This is a genomic window from Arenimonas maotaiensis (assembly GCF_014638745.1).
Lineage (GTDB): Bacteria > Pseudomonadota > Gammaproteobacteria > Xanthomonadales > Xanthomonadaceae > Arenimonas > Arenimonas maotaiensis.
The window spans coordinates 430,965-455,557 of the sequence record NZ_BMFO01000002.1 but is presented as its reverse complement, the minus strand read 5'-3'; the positions used below and the strand labels follow the sequence as shown (position 1 = coordinate 455,557).

The 24,593-nt window shown below is 66.8% G+C and carries 25 protein-coding genes and 1 pseudogene; 15 read left to right on the top strand and 11 right to left on the bottom strand.

What is annotated here, in order from left to right:
• Window positions 1–18 precede the first annotated feature (18 nt).
• A complete protein-coding gene (gene rpmA / locus IEV56_RS06220; protein ID WP_188448874.1) occupies window positions 19–279 on the bottom strand; it encodes a 50S ribosomal protein L27 in 261 nt (86 codons plus the stop codon).
• An 18-nt stretch (window positions 280–297) separates the two neighbouring features.
• A complete protein-coding gene (rplU, locus tag IEV56_RS06215; protein ID WP_188448872.1) occupies window positions 298–609 on the bottom strand; it encodes a 50S ribosomal protein L21 in 312 nt (103 codons plus the stop codon).
• Between the two features lie 235 nt (window positions 610–844).
• Here rplU and uvrA point away from each other — a divergent pair.
• From uvrA to IEV56_RS06190, 5 genes and pseudogenes are all read left to right on the top strand, one after another.
• Window positions 845–3,661: pseudogene (uvrA, locus tag IEV56_RS06210) on the top strand (excinuclease ABC subunit UvrA); the annotation flags it as partial.
• A 17-nt stretch (window positions 3,662–3,678) separates the two neighbouring features.
• On the top strand, window positions 3,679–4,071 hold the full coding sequence (locus IEV56_RS06205; RefSeq protein ID WP_188448870.1) for an acyl-CoA thioesterase: 393 nt from the start codon (window positions 3,679–3,681) through the stop codon (window positions 4,069–4,071).
• Between the two features lie 95 nt (window positions 4,072–4,166).
• A complete protein-coding gene (locus IEV56_RS06200; RefSeq protein WP_188448868.1) occupies window positions 4,167–5,645 on the top strand; it encodes a DUF4139 domain-containing protein in 1,479 nt (492 codons plus the stop codon).
• 58 nt (window positions 5,646–5,703) lie between these two features.
• Window positions 5,704–6,447: an enoyl-CoA hydratase/isomerase family protein gene (locus IEV56_RS06195; RefSeq protein ID WP_188448866.1), complete on the top strand. Its 744-nt coding sequence runs from the start codon at window positions 5,704–5,706 to the stop codon at window positions 6,445–6,447.
• A gap of 46 nt (window positions 6,448–6,493) precedes the next feature.
• Entirely contained in the window at window positions 6,494–7,123 is a 630-nt protein-coding gene (locus IEV56_RS06190) for a hypothetical protein (protein ID WP_188448864.1), read from the top strand.
• Between the two features lie 21 nt (window positions 7,124–7,144).
• On the opposite strand, the gene IEV56_RS06185 is transcribed toward IEV56_RS06190, so the two are convergent.
• Genes IEV56_RS06185 through IEV56_RS06175 form a run of 4 tightly spaced genes read right to left on the bottom strand, consistent with a single transcriptional unit; the run spans window position 7,145 to window position 9,558 of the window.
• Complete coding sequence (locus IEV56_RS06185) at window positions 7,145–7,993, bottom strand: sulfurtransferase (protein WP_188448862.1); 849 nt, start codon at window positions 7,991–7,993, stop codon at window positions 7,145–7,147.
• Window positions 7,984–8,610 carry a CoA pyrophosphatase gene (locus IEV56_RS06180; RefSeq protein ID WP_229730197.1) on the bottom strand — a complete coding sequence of 209 codons (627 nt, stop codon included), beginning with the start codon at window positions 8,608–8,610 and terminating at the stop codon, window positions 7,984–7,986. Before IEV56_RS06180 ends, IEV56_RS06185 begins: the two co-directional genes overlap by 10 nt.
• A 4-nt stretch (window positions 8,611–8,614) precedes the next feature.
• Window positions 8,615–8,788 carry a DUF1289 domain-containing protein gene (locus IEV56_RS10605; RefSeq protein ID WP_229730196.1) on the bottom strand — a complete coding sequence of 58 codons (174 nt, stop codon included), beginning with the start codon at window positions 8,786–8,788 and terminating at the stop codon, window positions 8,615–8,617.
• 41 nt (window positions 8,789–8,829) lie between these two features.
• Window positions 8,830–9,558 carry an FKBP-type peptidyl-prolyl cis-trans isomerase N-terminal domain-containing protein gene (locus tag IEV56_RS06175; RefSeq protein ID WP_188448859.1) on the bottom strand — a complete coding sequence of 243 codons (729 nt, stop codon included), beginning with the start codon at window positions 9,556–9,558 and terminating at the stop codon, window positions 8,830–8,832.
• Window positions 9,559–9,708: 150 nt separating this feature from the next.
• Between IEV56_RS06175 and IEV56_RS06170 the strand changes: the two genes are divergently transcribed.
• Genes IEV56_RS06170 through nth form a run of 3 tightly spaced genes read left to right on the top strand, consistent with a single transcriptional unit; the run spans window position 9,709 to window position 11,335 of the window.
• Window positions 9,709–10,491 (top strand): enoyl-CoA hydratase/isomerase family protein, encoded by a 783-nt coding sequence (locus IEV56_RS06170; RefSeq protein ID WP_188448857.1) that lies wholly within the window; start codon window positions 9,709–9,711, stop codon window positions 10,489–10,491.
• On the top strand, window positions 10,488–10,706 hold the full coding sequence (locus IEV56_RS06165) for a hypothetical protein (RefSeq protein ID WP_188448856.1): 219 nt from the start codon (window positions 10,488–10,490) through the stop codon (window positions 10,704–10,706). Before IEV56_RS06170 ends, IEV56_RS06165 begins: the two co-directional genes overlap by 4 nt.
• Complete coding sequence (nth, locus tag IEV56_RS06160; RefSeq protein WP_188448854.1) at window positions 10,703–11,335, top strand: endonuclease III; 633 nt, start codon at window positions 10,703–10,705, stop codon at window positions 11,333–11,335. The genes IEV56_RS06165 and nth overlap by 4 nt, the downstream gene beginning before the upstream one ends.
• Here the strand turns inward: nth and olsF are convergent.
• Genes olsF through IEV56_RS06145 form a run of 3 tightly spaced genes read right to left on the bottom strand, consistent with a single transcriptional unit; the run spans window position 11,332 to window position 14,886 of the window.
• The gene (gene olsF / locus IEV56_RS06155; protein ID WP_188448852.1) at window positions 11,332–13,032 is read right to left on the bottom strand and encodes a bifunctional ornithine lipid synthase OlsF; all 1,701 of its coding nucleotides are present in this window, start codon (window positions 13,030–13,032) and stop codon (window positions 11,332–11,334) included. The two genes, nth and olsF, sit on opposite strands and share 4 nt — an antisense overlap.
• Complete coding sequence (locus IEV56_RS06150) at window positions 13,013–14,071, bottom strand: glycosyltransferase family 4 protein (protein WP_188448850.1); 1,059 nt, start codon at window positions 14,069–14,071, stop codon at window positions 13,013–13,015. Before IEV56_RS06150 ends, olsF begins: the two co-directional genes overlap by 20 nt.
• Window positions 14,068–14,886: a UDP-2,3-diacylglucosamine diphosphatase gene (locus tag IEV56_RS06145; protein WP_188448848.1), complete on the bottom strand. Its 819-nt coding sequence runs from the start codon at window positions 14,884–14,886 to the stop codon at window positions 14,068–14,070. The genes IEV56_RS06150 and IEV56_RS06145 overlap by 4 nt, the downstream gene beginning before the upstream one ends.
• 152 nt (window positions 14,887–15,038) lie before the next feature.
• Here IEV56_RS06145 and IEV56_RS06140 point away from each other — a divergent pair, with 152 nt between their 5' ends.
• From IEV56_RS06140 to rnt, 7 genes are all read left to right on the top strand, one after another.
• A complete protein-coding gene (locus IEV56_RS06140) occupies window positions 15,039–16,217 on the top strand; it encodes an OprO/OprP family phosphate-selective porin (protein WP_188448846.1) in 1,179 nt (392 codons plus the stop codon).
• Window positions 16,218–16,295: 78 nt separating this feature from the next.
• Complete coding sequence (gene pstS / locus IEV56_RS06135; protein ID WP_425488566.1) at window positions 16,296–17,309, top strand: phosphate ABC transporter substrate-binding protein PstS; 1,014 nt, start codon at window positions 16,296–16,298, stop codon at window positions 17,307–17,309.
• A 69-nt stretch (window positions 17,310–17,378) separates the two neighbouring features.
• On the top strand, window positions 17,379–18,335 hold the full coding sequence (gene pstC / locus IEV56_RS06130) for a phosphate ABC transporter permease subunit PstC (protein ID WP_188448843.1): 957 nt from the start codon (window positions 17,379–17,381) through the stop codon (window positions 18,333–18,335).
• Window positions 18,335–19,186: a phosphate ABC transporter permease PstA gene (pstA, locus tag IEV56_RS06125; RefSeq protein WP_188448841.1), complete on the top strand. Its 852-nt coding sequence runs from the start codon at window positions 18,335–18,337 to the stop codon at window positions 19,184–19,186. Before pstC ends, pstA begins: the two co-directional genes overlap by 1 nt.
• Window positions 19,183–19,989, top strand: coding sequence for a phosphate ABC transporter ATP-binding protein PstB (gene pstB, locus IEV56_RS06120; RefSeq protein ID WP_188448839.1), 807 nt, complete (start codon window positions 19,183–19,185; stop codon window positions 19,987–19,989). The genes pstA and pstB overlap by 4 nt, the downstream gene beginning before the upstream one ends.
• A 10-nt stretch (window positions 19,990–19,999) precedes the next feature.
• Window positions 20,000–20,689, top strand: coding sequence for a phosphate signaling complex protein PhoU (phoU, locus tag IEV56_RS06115; RefSeq protein WP_188448837.1), 690 nt, complete (start codon window positions 20,000–20,002; stop codon window positions 20,687–20,689).
• 103 nt (window positions 20,690–20,792) lie between these two features.
• The gene (gene rnt / locus IEV56_RS06110; RefSeq protein ID WP_188448835.1) at window positions 20,793–21,410 is read left to right on the top strand and encodes a ribonuclease T; all 618 of its coding nucleotides are present in this window, start codon (window positions 20,793–20,795) and stop codon (window positions 21,408–21,410) included.
• A 15-nt stretch (window positions 21,411–21,425) separates the two neighbouring features.
• Here the strand turns inward: rnt and rlmB are convergent, their stop codons facing one another.
• Complete coding sequence (gene rlmB, locus IEV56_RS06105; RefSeq protein WP_188448833.1) at window positions 21,426–22,172, bottom strand: 23S rRNA (guanosine(2251)-2'-O)-methyltransferase RlmB; 747 nt, start codon at window positions 22,170–22,172, stop codon at window positions 21,426–21,428.
• Between the two features lie 6 nt (window positions 22,173–22,178).
• On the bottom strand, window positions 22,179–24,551 hold the full coding sequence (gene rnr, locus IEV56_RS06100; protein WP_188448831.1) for a ribonuclease R: 2,373 nt from the start codon (window positions 24,549–24,551) through the stop codon (window positions 22,179–22,181).
• Window positions 24,552–24,593 lie beyond the last annotated feature (42 nt).

The window sequence follows — 24,593 nt, the reverse complement described above, 5'->3', positions numbered from 1 at the left end:
GGAGGCGCGGAAAGCGGCTTATTCGGCCGGGACCACGCTCACCGTGCGGCGCTTTTTCGGGCCTTTCACGGAGAAGTCGACGGTGCCGTCGACCAGGGCGTACAGGGTGTGGTCGCGGCCCATGCCGACGTTGGCGCCACGGTGGAATTCCGTGCCGCGCTGGCGGATGATGATGTTGCCCGCTTCGATCGCTTGGCCGCCGTAGATCTTGACGCCCAGGTATTTCGGGTTGGAGTCTCGGCCGTTGCGGGTCGAGCCTACGCCTTTTTTCGATGCCATGACGTGTTCTCCTCGGTCTTAGGCGGTGATGCCGGTGATTTGGATTTCGGTGAAGTGCTGGCGGTGTCCCATCTGCTTGCGATGGTGCTTGCGGCGGCGGAACTTCACGATGCGGATCTTGTCCAGACGGCCGTGGGACTTCACGGTCGCGGTGACTTTGGCGCCGGCCACGGTCGGGGTGCCGACGGTGACGCTGTCGCCGTTGCCGACCAGCAGGACTTCGTTGATTTCGACGTTGGCGCCGGCTTCGGCATCGAGCTTCTCGACGCGCAGCACTTCGCCGTTCATCACGCGGTATTGCTTACCGCCGGTAACAATGATTGCGTACATGACCTGGATTCCTCTGTAGTTATTGGGTGGAACCTGGACTTTGGTCGAAGCCCAGAAGCGGAATTATCGGCCAAAAGGCCCGTTGCGTCAAGCACTAAGGGGCTTTTCCGGGTCTTGCCCTGCCCCGGTTGCGGGTCGGCGGTCGCCCGGACTCAGGCCCCGTTCAGGCTTTGGCGGCCACCCCGCTTCCTGATAGACTGGATGATCGATTTCCCGGCCTATTCGACCCCCTATGATGGACTTCATCCGGATCCGCGGCGCCCGCACCCACAACCTCAAGAACATCGATCTCGACCTGCCCCGGGACAAGCTGATCGTGATCACCGGCCTGTCCGGCTCCGGCAAGAGCTCGCTGGCGTTCGACACCATCTACGCCGAGGGCCAGCGCCGTTATGTCGAGTCGCTGTCGTCCTACGCCCGGCAGTTCCTGAGCGTGATGGAGAAGCCGGACCTGGACCACATCGAGGGCCTGTCGCCGGCGATTTCGATCGAACAGAAGTCGACCTCGCACAATCCGCGCTCCACGGTCGGCACCATCACCGAGATCCACGACTACCTGCGCCTGCTGTTCGCGCGGGTCGGCACCCCGCACTGCCCGGACCACAACTACCCGCTCAGCGCCCAGACCGTCAGCCAGATGGTCGACCAGACCCTGGCCCAGGATCCGGACAAGCGCTTCATGCTGCTGGCGCCGGTGATCAAGGACCGCAAGGGCGAGCACATGCAGGTGTTCGACCAGCTGCGCGCGCAGGGCTTCGTGCGCGCCCGGGTCGACGGCGTGCTGTACGAACTGGACGACGTGCCGCCGCTGGCCCTGCGCCAGAAGCACAGCATCGACGCGGTGATCGACCGCTTCAAGCCGCGCCCGGACCTGAAACAGCGCCTGGCCGAGAGCTTCGAGACCGCGCTGAAGCTGGGCGACGGCAGCGCCGAACTGGCCGCGATGGACGAGCCGGACGCGCCCGGCATCCTGTTTTCCTCCAAATACAGCTGCCCGATCTGCGATTACTCGCTGACCGAACTGGAACCGCGCCTGTTTTCGTTCAACGCGCCGATGGGCGCCTGCAACGCCTGCGACGGCCTGGGCGTGGCGCAGTTCTTCGATCCGGCGAAAGTGGTGCTGCACCCCGAGCTCAGCCTGGCGGCCGGCGCCATCCGCGGCTGGGACCGGCGCAACGCCTACTACTTCCAGCTGATCCACTCGTTGGCCAAGCACTACGGCTTCGATCCGGACACGCCCTGGAACGAGTTGGAGGAAAGCACCCGGCAGGCCGTGCTGTTCGGCAGCGGCGAGCAGCACATCGCGTTCACCTATCTCACCGAAGCCGGCGGCCGGACGGTGCGCAAGCACGCATTCGAGGGCATCATCCCGAACCTGGAGCGCCGCTACAAGGAAACCGAATCGCAGGCGGTGCGCGAGGAACTCGGCAAGTTCGTGTCGATGCGCGAGTGCCCCGAATGCCAAGGCGCGCGCTTGAACCGCTCGGCCCGGCACGTGCTGGTCGGCGGCAAGAACCTGACCGAAATCAGCCGCCTGCCGATCGACGCCTGCGCGCGCTTCTTCACCGAGCTCAACATCGCCGGTTGGCGCGGCGAGATCGCCGCCAAGATCGTGAAGGAGATCCATGAGCGGCTGCGCTTCCTGATGGACGTCGGCCTGGACTACCTGAGCCTGGAACGCAAGGCCGACACCCTGTCCGGCGGCGAAGCCCAGCGCATCCGGCTGGCCTCGCAGATCGGCGCCGGCCTGGTCGGCGTGATGTACGTGTTGGACGAACCCTCGATCGGCCTGCACCAGCGCGATAACGAACGCCTGCTCGGCACCCTGACCCGACTGCGCGATCTGGGCAACACCGTGATCGTGGTCGAACACGACGAGGACGCCATCCGTCTGGCCGACCACATCGTCGACATCGGCCCCGGCGCCGGCGTGCACGGCGGCCACGTCATCGCGCAAGGCACGCTGAAGGACATCCTGAAGAGCAAGGGCTCGCTGACCGCCGACTACCTGTCCGGCAAGAAGGCCATCGAGCTGCCGGAAACGCGCACCAAGCCCAATCCGCGCATGCGCCTGACGCTCAAGGGCGCGCGCGGCAACAACCTGAAGGACGTCGACCTGACCCTGCACGCCGGGCTGCTGACCTGCATCACCGGCGTGTCCGGCTCGGGCAAGTCGACCCTGATCAACGACACCCTGTTCCCGATCGTGGCCAACGAACTGAACGGCGCCTCGCATACCGTCGCGCCATATGCTTCGATCGAGGGCGTCGAGCTGTTCGACAAGGTGGTCGACATCGACCAGTCGCCGATCGGGCGCACGCCGCGCTCCAACCCGGCCACCTACACCGGCCTGTTCACGCCGCTGCGTGAGCTGTTCGCGCAGGTGCCGGAGGCCCGCGCCCGCGGCTATTCGCCGGGGCGCTTCAGCTTCAACGTGCGCGGCGGCCGTTGCGAGGCCTGCCAGGGCGATGGCCTGATCAAGGTCGAGATGCACTTCCTGCCCGACGTGTACGTGCCCTGCGACGTCTGCCACGGCAAGCGCTACAACCGCGAGACGCTCGACATCCTGTACAAGGGCAACTCGATCCACGACGTGCTGGAGATGACGGTCGAGGACGCGCTCGAGCTGTTCAAGCCGGTGCCGACGTTGGCGCGCAAGCTGGAGACCCTGGTCGACGTCGGGCTGAGCTACATCAAACTCGGCCAGTCCGCCACCACGCTGTCCGGCGGCGAGGCGCAGCGCGTCAAGCTGTCCAAGGAGCTGTCGCGGCGCGACACCGGCCGTACCCTGTACATCCTCGACGAGCCGACCACCGGCCTGCACTTCCACGACATCGACCATCTGCTCGGCATCCTGCACAAGCTGCGCGACGACGGCAACACCGTGGTGGTGATCGAACACAACCTGGACGTGATCAAGACCGCCGACTGGATCGTCGACCTCGGCCCGGAAGGCGGCCACCGCGGCGGCCAGATCATCGCGCAGGGCACGCCGGAGCAGGTCGCCGAGATGCCGGAATCGCATACCGGCCGATTCCTGAAGCCGTTGCTGAAAAAGAAGAAACGCGCATGAATCCGATCTTCAGCCACCGGCTCGAGGTACGTTGGCGCGAGATGGATGCGCTCGGCCACGTCAACAACGCGCAGTACCTGAGCTATGTCGAGGAAACCCGCGTGCAGTGGTTCAACGCGGCGCAGACCGATTGGCAGGCGCAGGCCAGCGCGCCGATCGTGGCCGCCATCCACGTCGATTTCCGCCGCCCGATCCATTGGCCGGAATCGATCGCGGTGCACCTGTACGCCGACAAGCGCGGCGGCCGCAGCGCCACCATCGGACACCGGATCGTCAGCGCCGGCGATCCGGACATCGTGTATGCCGAAGGCTACACCGTGCTGGTCTGGGTCGGCCGCGACGGCAAGACCGTCGAGTTGCCGGACTACATCGCCGGCCTGTTCGGCTGAGCCGAAACCGAACCGCGGCTGAAGCGCGCGGCAGCCGGGCAGACATTTCCGCCGCGGCCTCCTATGATGGAAGCACGCCATCCACGGAGTCCGTCATGACGCTACGCCCCCTACCCCTTTCCCTTTCGGCCGCGCTTGCCGCAAGTAGCGCGGCGCAGGCCGCCGAAACGCCGAAACTGACGATCTACAGCGGCGACTTCGACAGCGTGTCGCAATACGAACCCGGCGCCGGCGGGGCCGGTTTCGCGCTGTACGAATCGCTGGTGTCCTTCAACCTGAAAGGCGGCGACACCGCCGCCAGCCTAGGCGGTCTGCCGCGCGGACTGGATCCGAGCTCGGTGCTGCTGATGCCGCTCGGCACGGCGCGCGTGCGCGGCCAGCGCTTCGATTTCGCCGCCGCCGGCCAGGACGATCTACTCAAGCGCGCCTTGGGCCGCACCGTGACCGTGGAACAGGCGGTCGGCGACGCGCGCGTCACCTATACCGGCACGCTGCTGTCCGCCGGCAACGGCCTGACGCTGCACCTGCCGGACGGACGCATCAAGGTGCTGGCGCATTACGCCGGCTTCGAACTGGCGCAGGTCGCCGGCATCAGCCATGAGCCGACCCTGCATTGGACGTTCGCCGGCGCGTCCGGCAGGCAGGATTTCCGCTTGCACTACAGCACCGCCGGCCTGGCCTGGCGCGCCGAATACCGCATCGATACCCTCGGTTTGGGCAAAACCTGCCGGATGGGCATCGAAGGCGCGGCCATGGTGGTCAACCGCAGCGGCGCCGATTTCGACGGCGTCGGCCTGACCCTGGTGGCGGGCGAACCGAACCGCAGTGGTACTCTCGAGCGCGTCACCGTCACCGGTTCACGGGTATCCGCCGCCAAGATGGCGATGGCCGATTCCGCACCGGAAGCGCGCGTCTCGGGCGAATACCATGCCTACACCCTGCCCTTGCCGGCCAGCCTGCCGCAGGGCAGCGTGCAGCGCATCCCGCTGATCGACGCCGCCACCGGTGTGGCCTGCGAACGCCGCTATGAAACCGCCTTCGCGCAGGGCGACTGGCGCCCGCCGTATCCGATCGTGGACGCCAACTACGGCGCCGGCGACGACCAGGTGCTGCCGGTGCAGGCCTCGCTGCGTTTCAAGAACGCGAAAGCCGCCGGCCTGGGCATGCCGCTACCGGCCGGCCGTGTGCGCATCTTCGAAGGCGGCGATTTCCTCGGCGAGGCCGCCATCGCGCATACGCCGGGCAACGGCGAGGTGGCGCTGCGCATCGGCGAGGTATTCGACCTGCAGGCCAAGCGCACGCGCACGGCGTTCACGCTCGACCGCGACGGCCGCAGCATGACCGAAACCGTGCGCTTCGACATCAACAACGCCAAGCCGCAGGCCGCGGTGCTGCGCGTCGCCGAGCGCCTGCCGCGCTGGAGCGAGTGGGAGATGGTGTCTTCCAGCGCGGCGTTCACCCGGCGCGGCGCGCAGACGGTGGAGTTCGACCTGCCGCTGGCGGTCGAAAGCACCGCGACCCTGACCTACACGGTTCGCTACCGCTGGGCGCCGGGTGTGAAGGTCCCCGACTGATCCGCTTCGGTTTAGAATGGAAACCGCCCGCTCCGGGCGGTTTTTCATTTATCCGGTCATGATCGAACTCATCCGCCACGGCGACATCCACGAAATCCGGCTGGCGCGCGCGCCGGTCAACGCGCTCAACTTCGACCTGCTCGACGCCCTGGTCGGCGCGGTCGAGTCGGCGGCCGCCGAGGGCGCCGCCGGCATCCTGCTCAGCGGCGGCAGCAAAGTGTTTTCCGGCGGATTGGACGTGCCGTATCTGCTCGGCTGCTCGCCGGCGGAACTGAAGGCGTGCTGGTCGCGCTTCTTCGATGCCGCCCGCGCCCTGGCCAAGTCGCCGGTACCGGTGGCCGCGGCCATCGGCGGCCACAATCCGGCCGGCGGCTGCGTGCTGGCCCTGTGCTGCGATTACCGGGTGATGGCCGAAGGCCCGTTCCGCATCGGTCTGAACGAAACCCAGGTCGGTCTGGCGGTACCGGACGCCATCCAATACCTGATGCGCCGCATCGTCGGCGCGCACCGCGCCGAACGCCTGGTGGTGGCCGGCGCCATGATCGAATCCGCGCAGGCGCACGCCGTCGGTCTGGTGGACGCCTTGGCGCCGCAGGAGCAGGTGCGCGAGACCGCCTTGGCGTGGTTGCAGGCCACCGCCGCCCTGCCGCAGGGGCCGTTGCGCGTCACTCGCGGCATCGCCCGCGCCGACATCATTCAGGCCTTGGATGCGTTCGGCCCCGCCGATTTGGAGACCTTCGTGCAGGGTTGGTATTCGGAAGAGACCCAACGCGTGCTGCACGGATTGTTCGCGCGCAAATAAGCAGCCGGCACGGCGGCGCGTCACGGATTGTCACACGGAGGTAAAGTTGCCGCGGCATGCTGTGCGGCACATCCCCGCCGATGCCGACGCCGTGATCCTGTACAAGACCGCCAAGGCCACCGATGAGCTGAAGTCCGAGAAACGCAGCCTGTCGATGCTGCAGCGTCGCGCGTTGTTGCTGGCCGACGGCACGCGCGACAGCGACGAAATCCGCGCCAGCCTGAACCGGCCGGATTCGGCCGAACTGCTGTATCTTCTGATCCGGCAAGGCTACCTGAGCGAAGACGCGGATAAACGTTCGACGTTGCCGAATACCGGCCCCGCCGCGCAGACGCCGGCGGCAAAGCCGGCTCCGGCCCCTGCACCCGTGACCGCCCTGCCGGCGCCGGCACCTGCCGTCGAGCAGGAAGCGCGCCCGCTTGAACCGGCGATCCGGCAACGCATCGAAGCGCTGATCCGGCACAGTAGCGAACGCCATCTCGGCCTGTTCGCGCGCGGCATATTGGACGAACTGGCGGCCGCGGATTCCGACGCCCGCCTGCGCATCTGCGTTTCGCGCTGGCATGTGGCATTGATCGAATCACGCGGCGGACGCGAGGTGGCGGCGGAGTTGTTGGCCGAGGTGGATGCGCTGTGGCAGGACTCGCCGGAACAGCAATCGACGGCCGCGGCCTGACCGGCCGCACGGCGGCATGGCTCAGCCGGCGTCGCCGGTGGCGACCGGATTCTCCGGATCGGCGATCCAGCCGCTCCAGCTCGGCGCGAACAGGCGCCAACCGGAGATTCCCGCCTGCGCCAAGGCCAACGCGTTATGGCAGGCGGTCACGCCCGAACCGCAGCTGAGCAGGATGTCGGAGCGGCCAGCGGTCAACGTGGCGAATTCCGCACGCAAGGCCGCCGCCGGCTTGAAGCGCCCGTTCTGCAGGTTTTCGGAAAACGGCCGGTTCAGGGCGTCGGGAATGTGCCCGGCCTTGGTGTCGAGCGGCTCGACATCGCCGCGGAAGCGCTCCGGCGCGCGGGCGTCCAACAGCACCGCCTGCGGATTGCCGCGCAACGCGCGCCGCAGCTCCTCGGCCGAAATCAACAGATCGCTGCGATAGGCCAGCGGATAACGGGAAGGCGGCGGCGCTTCGGCCTCGGCGTATTCAAGCGGCAGCCCATGGGCGACCCATGCGCTCAATCCGCCATCCAGCACCGACACCTGTGCGTGCCCGCACAAGGTGAACAGGAACCAGGCGCGCGCGGCGGCCATGGCGCCGTCGGCGGCGTCATACACCACGACCCGGTCATCCGGCCCGATGCCCAGACGCTCCAGCACCGCCTGCCAGTGCGCTTCCGACGGCAAGGGATGCCGCCCGAGACGCGGATCGTTCTTCGGGCCGGACAAATCATGGTTGAGGTCCAAATGATGCGCGCCGGCGATATGGCCGTGCGCATACGCCGCACGGCCGGCATCGGCATCGGCCAGCGAGAAGCGCGCATCCAGGATTCGAACGCCCGGATCGTTCAGGCCGGCGGCCAGGTCATGGACGGAAATCAGCGGCACGCGTCGGACTCCATCAGGCGCCGGCGCAGGTTGACCAGCATGCTGGCGGTGGCGCCCCAGATCCGATGCGCCTGCCAATCGAAGGCGATCAGACTGCGTGTGGCGCCTTGGAACTCGATCCGGAACGGACGCTCGTTGCCGGCATCCAGGAACAACGCCAACGGCGCCTCGAACAGGGCCGACACCTCGTGCCCGTCCGGTTCGGCGCGGTAATCCGGATCGATCGCCGCGACCACCGGATAGACCCGATAGCCGGTGATGGTGACCATCGGCTCCAGATAACCGAGCAGACGCACCGTTTCCGGCGCCAAGCCGATCTCCTCCTGCGCCTCGCGCAGGGCGGTCTGCAAGGGGCTGGCATCTCCGGCTTCCATGCGGCCGCCGGGAAAGCTGATCTGCCCGGCGTGATGGCGCAGATGCTCGGCGCGTTTGGTCAGCAGCACCTGCAGTCCGTCCGCTCGCGGCACCAGGCCGCAGAGCACCGCCGCCGGCGCCAGTTCGGCATGCGCGACCGGCAAAAAGGCCTCGACCTCGGCCAGATTGTGCGGCGGCATGCGCAAGGCGGCGGCTTCACCGAGCAAGGCCGACTGCAGGCGTTCGAACGTATGCGAGGGCATGGCGTCAGCCGCCGGCTTCGCGCGCCGGCAACACGGTTTCCATCAGGTGCTCGCGTTGCGCCGGCGTGTACGACAGCCATGCGCCGATTTCCTGCAGGTTGCGGAAGCAACCGCGGCAAAGACCGTGTTCGTCGATGGTACAGATGCCCACGCAGGGGCTTAATACGGGAATCGTCATGGCCAAATGCGAAGCCCCGGCGGACCGGGGCTTCGTGTTTTTCACTTCACGGAAATCAGCTTGATGTCCAGGTAGATCGGGTGGTTCGGGCCGGGACCGCCGCGCAGCGATTCCGGACCGGCGCCGAAGGCCTTCTCCGGCGGCAGCAGCACTTCCCAACGGGCGCCGACCGGCATCAGCTGCATCACTTCCAGCATGCCGGGCAGATTGGCGGTCTCGCTCAGCTTGCCGGTGACCGGCTTGACGTTGGCGAAGGTGTTGGCGAACTCGGTGCCGCTGATGGCCAGCGCGCCGATGAAGTTGAAATCGACCGTGCTGTTCGGGGTCGGCTTGGCGCCGGCGCCGGCCTCGACCACCTTGTACTGGATGCCGCTCGGCAAGGTGACCACGCCGGGCTTGGTCTTGTTCGACGCCAGGATCTGGTCGGACTTCTGCTTGTTCTCGCGCGCGGTGCGCTCGAACTGGGCCTTGGCCTCGGCTTCACGCTGCTTTTGGAACGCCTGCATGGTGGACTGCAGTTTCTCCGGCGCGATGGTCGGCTGCTTCTTGGCGTAACCGTCCTGCACGGCGCGGGTGATCGCCATCGCGTCCAGGCCCGGCGCGGTGTCAGCCAGGTTGCGGCCGAAGTTGTAGCCCATGGCATAGGCCAAGGCGGCCTTGTCGACCGGTGCGGCGGCGGCCGGAGCGGCCGGCGCAGGCGAGGTTTGGGCGATGGCGCCGACGGCCATCACGGAAGAGGCCAGCACGGCCGACAGCAGATACGACTTCATACATTCTCCAGGAGATAATTGAACCGAAGAGCGGAACCGCCCTTCGCACGTTGATAGAATACCCATTCATCCGCTTCAGGGCTAGTCACGGACAACGTGGCTTGGACTGCGGCGGAACCGCATAAGTTCCGACCCTCGGGGAGTCTCCGCATGCAGTACGCTAACTTGTTGATTGAATTGAACGGCGCCGTAGCCTGGGTCACGGTGAATCGGCCCGACAAACTGAACGCGTTGAACCGCGCGACCCTGACCGAGCTGCAGTCGGCATTCGACGCCCTGCGCGCCGACCCGCAAGTGCGCGTGATCGTGCTGACCGGCGCCGGCCCGAAAGCCTTCGTGGCCGGTGCCGACATCGCCGAGATGCGCGGCTTGAACCCGATCGACGCGCGCGATTTCTCCAAACTCGGCCAGGACCTGATGCTATCGATCGAACAGTGCGGCAAACCGGTGATCGCCATGATCAACGGCTTCGCGCTCGGCGGCGGCCTGGAGCTGGCCATGGCCTGCGCCATCCGCGTGGCCGGCGACAACGCCAAGATGGGCCAGCCGGAAGTGAATCTCGGCCTGATTCCGGGCTTCGGCGGCAGCCAGCGCCTGGTGCGCCTGTGCGGCAAGGCGGTCGCGCTCGACGTGTGCCTGAGCGGGCAACCGATCGACGCCGCGCGCGCCCTGGCGGTGAATCTGGTGACCCGGGTGTTCCCGGCCGACAGCCTGCGCGCGGAAACCGCGAAGCTGGCCGAACACATCGCCGGACTGGCGCCGCTGGCCCTGCGCGGCGTACTCGACTGCGTGCGTTACGGCGCCGAATCCCCGCTCGACGCCGGACTGGATTACGAGAGCCAGAGCTTCGGCCTGCTGTTCGCCAGCGACGACATGCGCGCCGGCACCGCGGCCTTCCTGGAGCGCAAACCGGCGGTATTCAGCGGCCGATGAACCCCGACGCGCTCGACCGCGCCAAGGCCCTGTTGCCGCCGGAACGCCTGGCCAAGACCGAGTTGCTGCGTCTGCGCCATCAACGCCGGCAGGAGCGCCTGCGCCGGCTTCAAGCCGAATCGGCCGCGAAACGCGCCGACGCGCTGGCCGATCCGGTCGCGCGCGCCTTGGCCAAAGCCAAAGCCATCGCGGCGCGCAACGGAGCCGGGGGATGAAGCTCGCCGACCGCATCGAGTTCTTCCGCCGCCTGCGCGAACTCAATCCGCACCCGAAGACCGAGCTGCTGTACGACAGCGTGTTCGAACTGCTGATCGCGGTCATGCTGTCGGCGCAGTCGACCGACGTCGGCGTCAACAAGGTCACCCGCCGCCTGTATCCGCGCGCCAACACGCCGCAGGCGATGCTGGCGCTCGGCCTGCCGGAACTGCGCAAGGCGATCAGCACGCTCGGGCTGTACAACGCCAAGGCCGCCAACGTGTTCGAGACCTGCCGGATCCTGGTGGAACGCCACGGCGGCGAGGTGCCGCGCGAACGCGCCGCGCTCGAAGCCCTGCCCGGCGTCGGCCGCAAGACCGCCAACGTGGTGCTGAACACCGCGTTCGGCGAACCGACCATGGCGGTCGATACCCACATCTTCCGGCTCGCCAACCGCACCGGATTGGCGCCGGGCAAGACCGTGCGCCAGGTCGAGGACAAGCTGCTGAAGGCGGTGCCGAAAGAATTCCTGGTCGACGCCCACCACTGGCTGATCCTGCACGGCCGTTACGTGTGCAAGGCGCGCAAGCCCGATTGCCCGAACTGCGTGCTGCGCGACCTCTGCCGCTACCGGGACAAGACCGTTTAGCCGCGCGCGGCGGCCTGCTGCCCGAAATAGCGTTCGTATTTCTGCGGTTTCATGCCATGGATGTCGAGCTCGATCAGGCCGTCGATCGAGTTGTTGAAGTCCGGGTCGACGCCGAACGCCAGGAAGCGCACCGCCTCCGGCTCGCACAGTTCGGTGTACTGCTTGTACAGCGTCGGGATCTTGACGCCCATCGCCAGCAACTCCGCCTTCATCTCGCGGAACGCGTCTTCGCGCGGCAGCCCGCTCCACGTCTCGGACAGGAAGCGGAACGGGCGCTTGGCCGCGGCCTCGCCTTGACGACCGCCGTGGAACTGGCGGTAGAAACCGACCAGGCGTTCGCGCGCGGCGATCGGCATGTCGGCGCTGATCGACACCGGCCCGAACAGATAGCGCACCTCGGGATGGCGCGCCAGGAACGCGCCGATGCCGTGCCAGAGGTTGTCGAGGCTGCGGCTGTTCCAGTATTTCGGCACCACGAAACTGCGGCCGAGCTCGGCGCCCTGCACCAGACGCGCCAACGTACCGCAGGCGTAATCGAACAACGTCGCGCTGTAGAAGCCGGCGACGCCGTGCTCGGCATAGACCGCGTCGCCGATGGCCAGCCGGTAGGCGCCGGCGATTTCCAGCTCGTCCGGATTCCACAGCACGATGTGGTGGTACCAGGTGTCGTAGCGGTCGATGTCGAGGCGGCGGCCGGTGCCCTCGCCGACCGCGCGGAAGGTGATCTCGCGCAGGCGGCCCAGCTCCTGCAGCAGCGGCGAACCGGAGGCGATGCGGCCGGCGTAGATGTGCTTGCCGTCCGGCGTTTCGCCCAGACGCTCCAAGGCCTTCAGTTCGGCGCGCACGCTGCGAGCGTCGACCGGCGCGATGACCGGCTCCGGTCCGGCGGCGCGCGATTTGCGCCGCGTGCCGATGGCGTACAGGCTCTGCCGGATCGCCGACAGGCTGGGCTTCGGCGGCGCCGTGGCCGGCACATGGTGCGGACGGCCGATGCGCATTTCGATGCGGGTGCCGCGGCGGGCGGTGATCTCGCGCGGCAGCATCAGCGTGCCGAGCGGCTTGTACACCGCCGACAGGCCGTAGAACAGCGCGGAGTTGCGGGCCTTGATGCGCACCGGCAGCACCGGCGCGCCGTGCTTGGCCGCCAGACGCACGAAGCCGCCGCGCCAGGGTGTGTCGCGGATGCCGTTCGGACGCAGGCGCGAGACCTCGCCGGCCGGGAAGATGATCACGCACTGCTCGCGCCCGAGCGCGTCGTGCACCGCCTCCAGGCTGCTGCGGCGGGGGCCGGCGCCGAACACGTCGACCGGAATCAGCAGCTCGTCGAGCAGGCCGAGCGAGGTCAGCGCCTCGTTGGCCAGGATGCGTACGTCGCCGCGCACCGAGCCGACCAGATGCAGCAGCGCCAAGGCGTCGACGATGCCGGCCGGATGGTTGGCGACCACGATGCAGCGGCCGCTGGCCGGGATATAGGTCTTCTCGACCTGGTCGACCGCGTAGCGGATGTCGAGGTATTCCAGCGCCTGGCCGACCAGCAGCTGGCCTTTGAGATGGCCGTGCTCGGCCAGGAAGCGCTCGATCTCGCCGAAACGGCAGAACTTGCCGTACCCGCGCACCAGCGCCTTGCCGATCAGGCCTTTCGGGCCGTCGAACCAATCGGGGAAACGGCGGATGATCTCACGCTCGATGGCTTGCATGGCAGGTCTCCTTGTCCGCGCCGGCGGCGCGTGATGGGTTCGGGAACAGATTGCGCGCGAACTGGCGCGTGGTGGCCTGCCAGCTGTGGCGGCGGGCGTGCGCCAGGGCATGCACCGGATCGAGTTCAAGCGCGGTCAGGCAGGCCTCCAGCAGGTCATGGCGCAAGGCCGCGGCTTCGCAATCGGCCAGCACGTCGAGCGGACCGGCGACCGGATAGGCCGCCACGGTCAGGCCCGAGGCCAAGGCCTCCAACAGCACCAGGCCGAAGGTGTCGGTCTTGCTGGGAAACACGAACACGTCGGCCCGGCGGTAGACTTCCGCCAATTCTTCATGCGTCTTGGCGCCCAGGAAGCGCGCATCCGGATAGCGCGCCGACAGCGCCGGCAGGGCAGGGCCGTCGCCGACCATCCATTTCTCGCCCGGCAGCTGCAGGCGCAGGAAGTCTTCGAGGTTCTTCTCCACCGCGATGCGCCCGACATACAGGAACACCGGCGCGGTCGCGTCCTCGGGATCGCGACGGCGGCGGCCGCTGCCGTCGAACAGCGCGGTATCGACGCCGCGGCCCCATTTCACCAGGTTGACGAAACCGGCCGCGCGCAATTCGGCGACGACGCTGTCGGTCGACACCATCACCGCCTTGGCCGGACGGTGGAAGCGGCGCATCAGCGGATAGAACACGCGCGCCGGAATGCCGGTGCGCGCCTGCAGGTATTCCGGGAATTTGGTGTGGTAGGCGGTGGTGAAGTTCAGGCCGCGGCGCAGGGCGTAACGGCGCCCGGCCAGACCGAGCGGGCCTTCCGTGGCCACATGCAGCGCGTCCGGCGCGAAATCGTCGAGCAGGGCCGCCAGACGGCGGTACGGGAACAGCGACAGCCGGATCTCCGGATAGCTCGGGCACGGTACGCCGCGGAAACGGTCGGGCGCGACGACCAGCACCTCGTGGCCGTCGGCGCGCAGACAGGCGATGGTCTGTTCCAGCGTCTTGACCACGCCGTTGACCTGCGGCGTCCAGGCGTCGGTGACGATGCAGATCCTCATCCGTCCACCGTCAGCGTCTCGCGCACGCGGACCTCGACCGACACCTCGCGCGTCAGCAGCGCCACCGGCGGCGCGATGCCCTGGATATGGTTCCAGTGCAGGATCTCCAGCCGGCCGTCGGCGTACTCGGCGAGCGCGGTCAGGCTCTCCACCCAGTCGCCGTCGTTGCAGTACAGCACGCCGTCGATGTCCTTGATCTCGGCCTTGTGGATGTGGCCGCAGACCACGCCGTCGCAGCCGCGGCGGTGCGTCTCGCGCGCCATCATGGTCTCGAAACTGCTGATGAAGCTGACCGCGTTCTTCACGCTGTGCTTGAGGTACTGCGACAGCGACCAGTACGGATAGCCCATGCGCACGCGCAGCTTGTTGAACCAGCGGTTGAGCACCAGGATCGCGCTGTACAGCCAGTCGCCCAGGTGCGCCAGCCATTTGGCGTACTGCATCACGCCATCGAACAGATCGCCGTGCACCACCCACAGGCGGCGGCCGTCGGCGGTGACGTGGATGGCGTCCTGGCGGATCTTGATGCGGCCGAACGACATGCCGGCGAACTGGCGGCCGGCTTCGTCGTGGTTGCCCGGCACGTAGATCACCTTGCAGCCCTTGCGCGCCTTCTTCATCAGCTTCTGCAGCACGTCGTTGTGCTCCTGCGGCCAATACCAGCTCTTCTTCAGGCGCCAGCCGTCGATGATGTCGCCGACCAGGTAGATGGTGTCGGCGTCGTTGTGGCGCAGGAAGTCCAGCAGATAGGCGGCTTGGCAGCCGGGCGTGCCCAAGTGGACATCGGAGATGAAGAGCGTACGATATCGGTTCATGGCGCCATTTAGCCATGGCATTGTGAAGCTTTTATTGCAGGGAAACGCGTTTCGCGCATGCCGGAAAAAAGCGCGCGGACGGTAACATTAATGAAATATTTACCGATTAGGATGGCCGTGTTGTCCCATCCCCCTTCCCTGAGGAATCCGCCATGAAAATCCGCCATACCCTGCTCGCCACCGCCGTGCTCGCCTCCCTGGCCGGCACCGCCAACGCCGAAATCACCATCGACATGATCGGCGGTTCGGAAGTCTCGTTCGAAGGCCTGGTCCAGGCCGACGCCAACTGGTACGACAGCGACGTCAAGAACCTGAACGCCGACGCCGCGGACGGCGCCGACGCCGACTTCCAGATGCGCCGCGCCGAACTGATCCTGAAGGGCAAAGGCCCCGGCATGTGGAGCTGGGTGCTGGGTTACGATGCCCGCTCCGACAAGTTCCTGGACGCCAACGTGCAGTACAAGTTCAACGCCGAAACCTCGGTCACCGTCGGTCAGTACAAGCAGCCGAACAGCCTGGAAGAGCTGTCCAGCACCAAGAACAACGACTTCATCTCCAAGGCCATGACCACCAACCTGCAGGGCATGAGCCGCCGCTTCGGCGCCAAGGTCGAGACCGACCACGGCAACTGGGGCGGTACCGCCAGCTATTTCGGCAACGAACTGACCAACAACGAATCGCCCTCGCTCGGCACCGGCGACGGCTTCGGCCTGCGCGGCTTCTTCGCTCCGATCAAAGGCGACGGCCAGTTGCTGCACTTCGGCCTGTCCTACATCGACCTGGAAGCACGCGACAGTTCCGACAATCCGACCGCCCGCCTGCGCGTGCGCCCGGACGCCGACCTGGCCAGCCAGCGCCTGATCGACAGCGGCACCTTCTCGGATGCCGACCGCCTGAAGACCACCGGTTTCGAAGCAGCCTATGTCAGCGGCCCGGTCAAGATCCAGGCCGAACACATGACCACCAAAGTCAGCCGCGACCTGAACCCGGACTTCACCGCCGACAGCTGGTATGTGTACGGCGTGTACAACCTGACCGGCGAAACCTGGGGTTACAAGGGCGGCGTGTTCACCACCGGCCTGCCGGATGATCCGTCCAAGGGCATGTGGCAGCTGGCCGTGCGTTACGACACCGCCGACCTGAACGACGGCGCCGTGACCGGCGGCAAGGAAAGCAACTGGACCGTGGGCGTGAACTGGTATGCCCGCTCCAACTTCAAGCTGTCCGCCAACTACGTGATGGTCGAGAGCGAAAAGCGCGCCAACCTGGCCGCTCCGCTGATCAAAGACAACCCGAACATCTTCGAGATGCGCGCCCAGCTGTTCTGGTAAGCGGCTGTCACAATCCTGTCACATTCATCATCCATCATACGCCAAGCCCAAACCGGGCTTGGCTTTGGAGCACATACCATGTTGAAACACGCCAAACGTTCCCTGCTCGCCCTGGCCCTGGCCGCCGGCAGCCTGGCCGCCCACGCCGCTGAAATCACCGGCGCCGGCGCCTCCTTCGTCTACCCGGCCATGTCCAAGTGGTCGGCCGACTACAACAAGGCCACCAAGAACAAGGTCAACTACCAGTCGATCGGTTCCGGCGGCGGCATCGCCCAGATCAAGGCCGGCACGGTCGATTTCGGTTCCTCGGACGCCCCGCTGAAAGCCGGCGATTTGGCCGCTTCGGGCCTGGCCCAGTTCCCGTCGGTGATGGGCGCCGTGGTGCCGGTGGTCAACATTCCGGGCGTGCAAGCGGGCAGCGTCAAGCTGACCGGCCCGATCCTGGCCGACATCTTCCTCGGCAAAGTCACCAACTGGAACGACCCGGTCATCGCCGCCGTCAACCCGGGCGTGGCCTTCCCGAGCCTGAAGATCACCGTCGTGCACCGCTCGGACGGCTCCGGCACCACCTTCAACTTCGTCAACTACCTGTCCAAGGTCAGCCTGGACTGGCGCGGCAAGGTCGGTGAAGGCACCGCCGTGAAATGGCCGGTCGGCATCGGCGGCAAGGGCAACGAGGGCGTCGCCGCCTACACCAAGCAGATCAAGGGCGCCATCGGCTACGTCGAGCTGTCGTACGCGATCACCAACAAGCTGAACTACACCGCGGTCCGCAACCGCGCCGGCAACTTCATCGTGCCGAGCAAGGAATCGATCAAAGCCGCCGCCGCCTCGGCCGAATGGAGCGACGTCAAGGACTTCTCGCTGGTGATCACCGACGCCCCGGGCGCGCAGGCCTACCCGATCTCGGCCACCAACTTCATCCTGGTCTACAAGAACCCGAAGAACGCGCAACGCAGCAAAGACACGCTGGCGTTCTTCAACTGGGTGTACGCCAACGGCGATGCCGCGGCCGAATCCCTGGGTTACGTGGCCCTGCCGGCCGACCTGACCCAGCAGATCAAGGCCTACTGGGCCGCCAACATCAAGTAATTGCGGTACCCTATGGCCCGATGCCGTCCGGCGTCGGGCCTTTTCCGTAACCGGAATCGAGCAAACCCCATGAGCCTATCGATCAGCCAGCAACGAACCCGCATCGACAGCCGAAACGACCGCCTGTTCAAGGGTGCGGTCACCGTCGCCGGCCTGTTCGTTCTGGTATCCCTGTTCGCGGCCGCCGCCATGATGTTCAAGGGCGGCTGGCAGGCGTTCGATACCTTCGGCCTGAAATTCCTGACCACCGCCGACTGGGACGTGGCCGCGGGCAATTTCGGCGCGCTGGTGCCGATCTACGGCACCGTGGTCACCTCGCTGATCGCGCTCGTCATCGCGGTGCCGGTCAGCTTCGGCATCGCCATCTTCCTCACCGAGCTCGCGCCCAGCTGGCTGCGTCTGCCGGTGACTTCGGCCATCGAACTGCTGGCCGGCATCCCCTCGATCATCTACGGCATGTGGGGCCTGTTCGTGCTGGTGCCGTTCCTCGGCGAGCACGTGTTCCCCTGGCTGTCCGAACAGTGGGGCACGCTACCCGTGGTCGGCCTGCTGTTCCAGGGCCCGCCGCTCGGCATCGGCGTCGGCACCGCCGGCCTGGTGCTGGCCATCATGATCACGCCGTTCATCTCGTCGGTCATGCGCGAAGTGTTCCTGACCGTACCGACCCAGCTCAAGGAATCGGCCTACGCGCTCGGTTCGACCACCACCGAAGTGGTCTGGAACATCGTGCTGCCCTACACCCGCTCGGCGGTCATCGGCGGCATCTTCCTCGGCCTGGGCCGCGCGCTCGGCGAGACCATGGCGGTGACCTTCGTCATCGGCAACGCCTATGAACTCAGCGCCGGCCTGCTGAACCCCGGCACCTCCATCGCCTCCGGCATCGCCAACGAGTTCGGCGAGGCGGTCGATCCGCTACAGAAGTCCTCGCTGCTGGCGCTCGGCTTCGTGCTGTTCCTGCTCACCTTCGTCGTGCTCAGCCTGGCGCGCCTGATGCTGCGCCGCATGGCCAAAAAGGACGGCAACTGATGGCCACCACGCACTCCATCTACCGCAAGCGCCGCTTCGTCAACGCCCTGACCATGGTGCTGTCCGGCGTGGCCACCGCCTTCGGCCTGCTGTTCCTGGGCTGGATCCTGTGGGTCACGGTCAGCAAGGGCTTCGACGCCTTCGGCCTGCACCTGTTCACCCAGATGACCCCGCCGCCCGGCGAAGAAACCGGCGGCTTGCTGAACGCCTTGGCCGGCAGCCTGATCATGTGCACCCTGGCCGTGCTGATGGCGGCGCCGATCGGCATCGCCGCCGGCACCTACCTGTCGGAATACGTCAACCACCACTGGCTGGGCGACGCCATCCGCTTCGTCAACGACATCCTGCTGTCGGCGCCGTCGATCGTGCTCGGCCTGTTCGTGTTCACCCTGGTGGTGCAGCCCAGCGGCGGCTTCTCGGGCTGGGCCGGCGCCATCGCGCTCGGCTTCATCGTGCTGCCGGTGGTGGTGCGCACCACCGACGAGATGATCCGCCTGGTGCCGACCCAGATGCGCGAAGCCGCGCTGTCGCTCGGCATCCCGCAATGGAAGGTCAACACCCAGATCCTGTACCGTGCCGCCCTGCCCGGCATCCTGACCGGCATACTGCTGGCGCTGGCGCGCATCAGCGGCGAGACCGCGCCGCTGCTGTTCACCGCGCTGAACAACCAGTACTGGAACACCGACCTCAGCAAGCCGATGGCCAGCGTGCCCGGCGTGGTCTACCAGTTCGCCATGAGCCCGTTCGAATACTGGAACACCCTGGCCTGGGCCGGCGCCCTGATCGTCACCCTGTTCGTCCTCTCCATCAGCCTCATCGCCCGCGTCGTGCTGGCCCGGAAGAAACTATGACCAACCTGAATCTGAACGTCGCCTACCAGAACGACAACGCCGCGGCCACCCCGGTCAAGCTGGCGGCCCGCGACCTCGCCTTCTATTACGGCGACTTCAAGGCCATCAAGGAGCTGTCGCTGGACGTGCCGGAACACAAGGTCACCGCCTTGATCGGGCCGTCCGGCTGCGGCAAGTCGACCCTGTTGCGCATCTTCAACCGCATCTACAGCCTGTATCCGAAACAGCGAGCCACCGGCAGCGTGATGCTGGACGGCGAGAACGTCATCGACCCGGCCTATCCGCTGAACAAGCTGCGCAGCAAGGTCGGCATGGTGTTCCAGAAACCGGTGCCGTTCCCGATGTCGATCTACGACAACATCGCCTACGGCATCAACCACTACGAAAAGCTGTCGCGCGCCGAGATGGACGAGCGCGTCGAGCAGGCCCTGCGCCAGGGCGCGCTGTGGGACGAGGTCAAGGACAAACTGAAGCAGAGCGCACTCGGCCTGTCCGGCGGCCAGCAGCAGCGCCTGTGTATCGCGCGCGCTGTGGCGCTGAAGCCGGAAGTCATCCTGTTCGATGAACCGACCTCGGCGCTCGACCCGATCGCCACCGGCAAGATCGAACAGCTGATCTCCGAGCTCAAGCAGCAGTTCACCATCCTGATCGTGACCCACAACATGCAGCAGGCCGCGCGCGTGTCCGACTTCACCGCCTTCATGTACCTGGGCGAGCTGATCGAGCACGGCGTGACCGAGACCATCTTCACCAAACCCGCCAAGAAGCAGACCGAAGACTACATCACCGGCCGTTTCGGCTGAGGACCCCGCCATGACCGACCATATCCTGAAAAGCTTCGACACCGAACTCGACCGCCTGTACGACGAAATCAAGCGCATGGGCGAATTGGCCATGTCGCAGCTGGACGCCGCGGTCGACGTGCTCGGCCGCCGCGACAGCAACGCCGCCGCGCGCGTGGTCGCCAACGACGACGCCATCGACGCCATGGAGAGCGCGGTCAGCATGGACGTGCTGAAGCTGTTGGCGCTGCGCCAGCCGATGGCCCGCGACCTGCGCGAGGTCTACGCCGCCCTGCGCATCTCGGCCGACATCGAGCGCATCGGCGACTACGCCACCAACGTCGCCAAGCGCTCGATCGTGCTCAACAACTCGCCGGCGCTGCCGATCACCGGCCGCATCGCGCGCCTGGCCAAGATCGCCAACCAGCTGTTGGCCGACGCGCTGAAGGCCTATTCCGAAGGCGACGCCGAACTGGCCGCCCGGGTCCGCGACGCCGACGTGGAGTTGGACGCCATGTACACCAGCTTCTTCCGCGAGCTGGTGACCTACATGATGGAAGACCCGCGCACCATCGGCGCCTGCGCCCACCTGATGTTCATGGCCAAGAACATCGAGCGCATCGGCGACCACGCCACCAACATCGCCGAGAACACCTGGTTCGTGGTGCACGGCGACATGCCGGAAGGCGAGCGCCGCAAGGAAGACCGCACCAGCGAATGACGGCGGACGGCCATGGAGCCGGACCTCGTCATGCATGTAGGGGCGGACCTGGTGTCCGCCCTTTTCCATCACGCCCGGCCCGCCGCTACGGTATCATGGACGCATGTCCGAGACGCCCCCGAAATTCCCCCTGAACGACCGTTTCCGCGGCTATCTGCCGGTGGTGGTCGACGTCGAAACCGGCGGTTTCGACTGCAACCGCCACGCCCTGCTGGAAATCGCGGCGGCGCCGATCGAATTCGACGAGAACGGCATGCTGGCGGTGGGCGAGATCTTCTCCAGCCACGTCATTCCCTACGAGGGCTCGGAAATCGATCCGAAATCGCTGGAAGTGACCGGCATCGACGTCTCGCATCCCTTCCGCGACGCCAAAGCCGAACGCGAGGCGCTCGACCACATCTTCGCGCCGGTGCGCAAGGCGGTGCGCCGCAACCACTGCACGCGCGCCATCCTGGTCGGGCACAACGCCTCGTTCGACCTCGGCTTCCTGAACGCAGCGGTCGCGCGCGTCGGCCACAAGCGCAACCCGTTCCACCCGTTCAGCACGCTCGATACCGTGACGTTGGCGGCGATGGCCTACGGCCAGACCGTGCTGAGCAAGGCGGTGCTGGCGGCCGGACTGGAGTGGAACAACGGCGAAGCGCATTCGGCGGTGTACGACACCGAACGTACCGCGCAGCTGTTCTGCCGGATCGTCAACGCCTGGGGCGCGCCGCGCTGAAACCTGGCCGCGGCCTCAGCCGTGGCGCTGGCGCACCGCTTCGAACAGCGCGATGCCGGTGGCGACCGACACGTTCAGGCTTTCCATCTCGCCCGGCATCGGGATCTTGACCAATCCGTCGCAGTGCTCGCGGGTGAGGCGGCGCATGCCCTCGCCCTCGCCGCCCATCACCAGGGCGACGTTGCCGGTGAAGTCGGTGCGGTAGATCGGCGCCGGCGCTTCGCCGTCCATGCCGTACACCCAGACGCCGGCGTCCTTGATCGCGCGCAGGGTGCGCGCCAGGTTGGTGACCGAAATCACCGGGATGCGGTCGGCGGCACCGGCCGATGTCTTGCGTACGGTCGCGTTCAGCGGCGCCGCCTTGTCTTTCGGGATGATCACCGCGGTCACGCCCGCGGCGGCGGCCGAGCGCAGGCAGGCGCCGAGGTTGTGCGGATCCTGCACGCCGTCCAGCACCAGGATCAGGGCCTTGCCGGCGGCGGCCTCGATCAGCGCCGGCAGCTCGGATTCCTCCATCGGTTTGGCCGCTTCGTAGCGCGCGATCACGCCTTGATGGCGCAGACCGCCGGCGATGCCTTCCAGCGCCTGATGGCTGACCCGGCGCACCGAGACGTCGCGGCGCCGCGCGTTCTCCTCGATCTCGACGATGCGCGCGTTCTTGTTGCCGGCCTCGACCAGCACTTCGCGCACGTGTTCGATATCGTGTTCCAACGCCGACGATACGGCGTTGATGCCGGCGATCCATTGTCCCGTCTTGCTCATTCCGTGTTACTCCTCGGCCCAGGCCTTTTTCTTCTTTTCCGCTTCGGCGAACACCGGCTTGAAGTCGATGCGCTTGTCCTCGACGCTGGCGCGCAGCACCAGCACCCGGATCGGGTCGCCGAGGCGGAACGACATGCGCTTGCGCTCGCCGGTCAGGGTCTTGCGCAGCGGGTCGAAGTGCCAGTAATCGTGCGGCAGCTGGGTCACGTGCACCAGGCCGTTGACCTTCGAATCGGTCAGCTCGACGAACAGGCCGAAGCTGGTGACGCCGCTGATCACGCCGTCGAACTGCGAGCCGACGTGCTGCGCCATCCAGGCGCTGCGGTAGCGCTCGTCGACCTCGCGCTCGGCCTCGTCGGCGCGGCGCTCCTTCTCCGAACACACCAGGCACAGACGCGCCATCTCTTCGGCCTCGTAGCGGAAGCCGCCGTCACTGGCCGAGACCAGCGCTTTCTTCAGGGCGCGGTGCAGCAGCAGGTCGGGATAGCGCCGGATCGGCGAGGTGAAGTGGCTGTAGGCTTCCAGCGCCAGGCCGAAGTGGCCCTTGTTGTCGGTGCCGTACACCGCCAGACTCTGCGAACGAAGCAGCACGGTCTCCAGCAGCGCGGCGTCCGGCCGCTGACGCACCTTCTTCAGCAGGTTGGTGAAGTCCTTGGGCTGCACCTTGGCGTAGCTCGGCAGACTCAGCGAGAACTCCTTCAGGTATTCCAGCAGATCGGCGTATTTCGATTCCGGCGGCCGGTCGTGCACGCGGAACGGCGCCGGCACCTGCTCGCGCAGCACGGCCTTGCCGGCCTCGACGTTGGCGGCGATCATGCATTCCTCGATCAGCTTGTGCGCGTCGTTGCGGGCCAGCAGGCCGCCGCGGATGACCTCGCCGCGGGCATCCAGCTCGAAGCGGACTTCGCCGCTCTCGAATTCGATGGCGCCGCGCTGGGCGCGCGCCTTGGCCAGGATGCCGTACAGCTGGTGCAGGCGTTCAATGGCAGGCAGCAGCGGGCCGAGCGCGGTCTTCTGCGCCTCGTCGCCCTCGCCGACCACCTGCCAGACCTGGCTGTAGGTCAGGCGTGCGTGCGAATGCATCACCGCCTCGTAGAAGCGCGAACGCGTGACCAGTCCGTCGAAGCCGACCTGCATGTCGCAGACGAAGCACAAGCGGTCTACTTTCGGCTTCAACGAACAGATGCCGTTCGACAGGTTCTCCGGCAGCATCGGCACCACGAATCCGGGGAAATACACCGAGGTGCCGCGGTTGACGGCCTCGTCGTCGAGCGCGCTGCCGGGCCGCACGTAATGCGATACGTCGGCGATGGCCACCACCAGGCGGAAGCCCTCGGCATTGGCTTCGCAGTACACGGCGTCGTCGAAGTCCTTGGCGTCCTCGCCGTCGATGGTGACCAGCGGCAGATGGCGGATGTCGACCCGACCGGCCAGGTCTTCGGCCGGCACGTCGACCGGCACGGCGTCGGCTTCGCGCAGTACCGGCTCGGGGAATTCATGCGGCAGGTTGTGGCCGTAGATGGCCATCTCGACCACCTTCGAGGGCGTCAGCGTGTCGCCCAGCACCACCAGCACCCTGCCGATCGGCGGCCGGCCGGATTCCGGCGGCGAGGTGATCTCGGCCACCACCAGCTGCCCGTCCTTGGCCGCGTTGCGGTCGTCCGGGCCGATCAGCACCTCGTGCATCAGGCGTTTGTCGTCCGGCACCACGGTGGCGATGCCGGCACGCAGGTTGAAGCGGCCGGTGATGCGGGTATGCCGGCGTTCCAGCACCTCGGCGATGGCGACGTTGCGCCGGCCCTTGTGATCGAGGTTGATGACATTGACCAATACGCGGTCGCCGTGGAAGCACTTGCGCAGCTCGCTGGGATTCAGGAAGCCGTCCTCGCCGCCGGTCTCGAATTTGACGAAACCGAAGCCGTCCGGATGCGCGACCACGGTGCCGGCCAACAGGTCGAGGGCGGCCGTCGGCGCGTAGCCGCCGCGCCGGTTCAGCAACAACTGGCCGTCGCGCACCATGGCCTGCAGACGCCGCTGCAGGGCTTCGTAGCGGTCCGGGGCGGTCAGTTTCAGGGCCTTCGCCAGGTCGTCGAGCGACAGCGGGCCGTCGGCGTCGCGCAGGAACTGCAGCAAGCCCTCCCGGCTCAGGATCGGATTCTCGTAGTTGCCGGCCTCGCGGCGATGATGGGGGTCTTGCGTCGCGCCATAACGGCCACCCGATGCCGGGCCAGCCGATTTTCCGGGTTTACCGCGGCCGCCGGCGGCTTTGGCGGGGCCTTTCGGCGCTTTCTTGGCTTGGCCGGAGCCGGCCTTTTTCATCGAATCCGGCATCCAGGCCGGAAGGGCGGATTTGTTCTTGTTCTTGGGGGTTTTCTTCATGCCGCCATCTTACACTCTCCACCCTTAACCTGCTGAATCGAC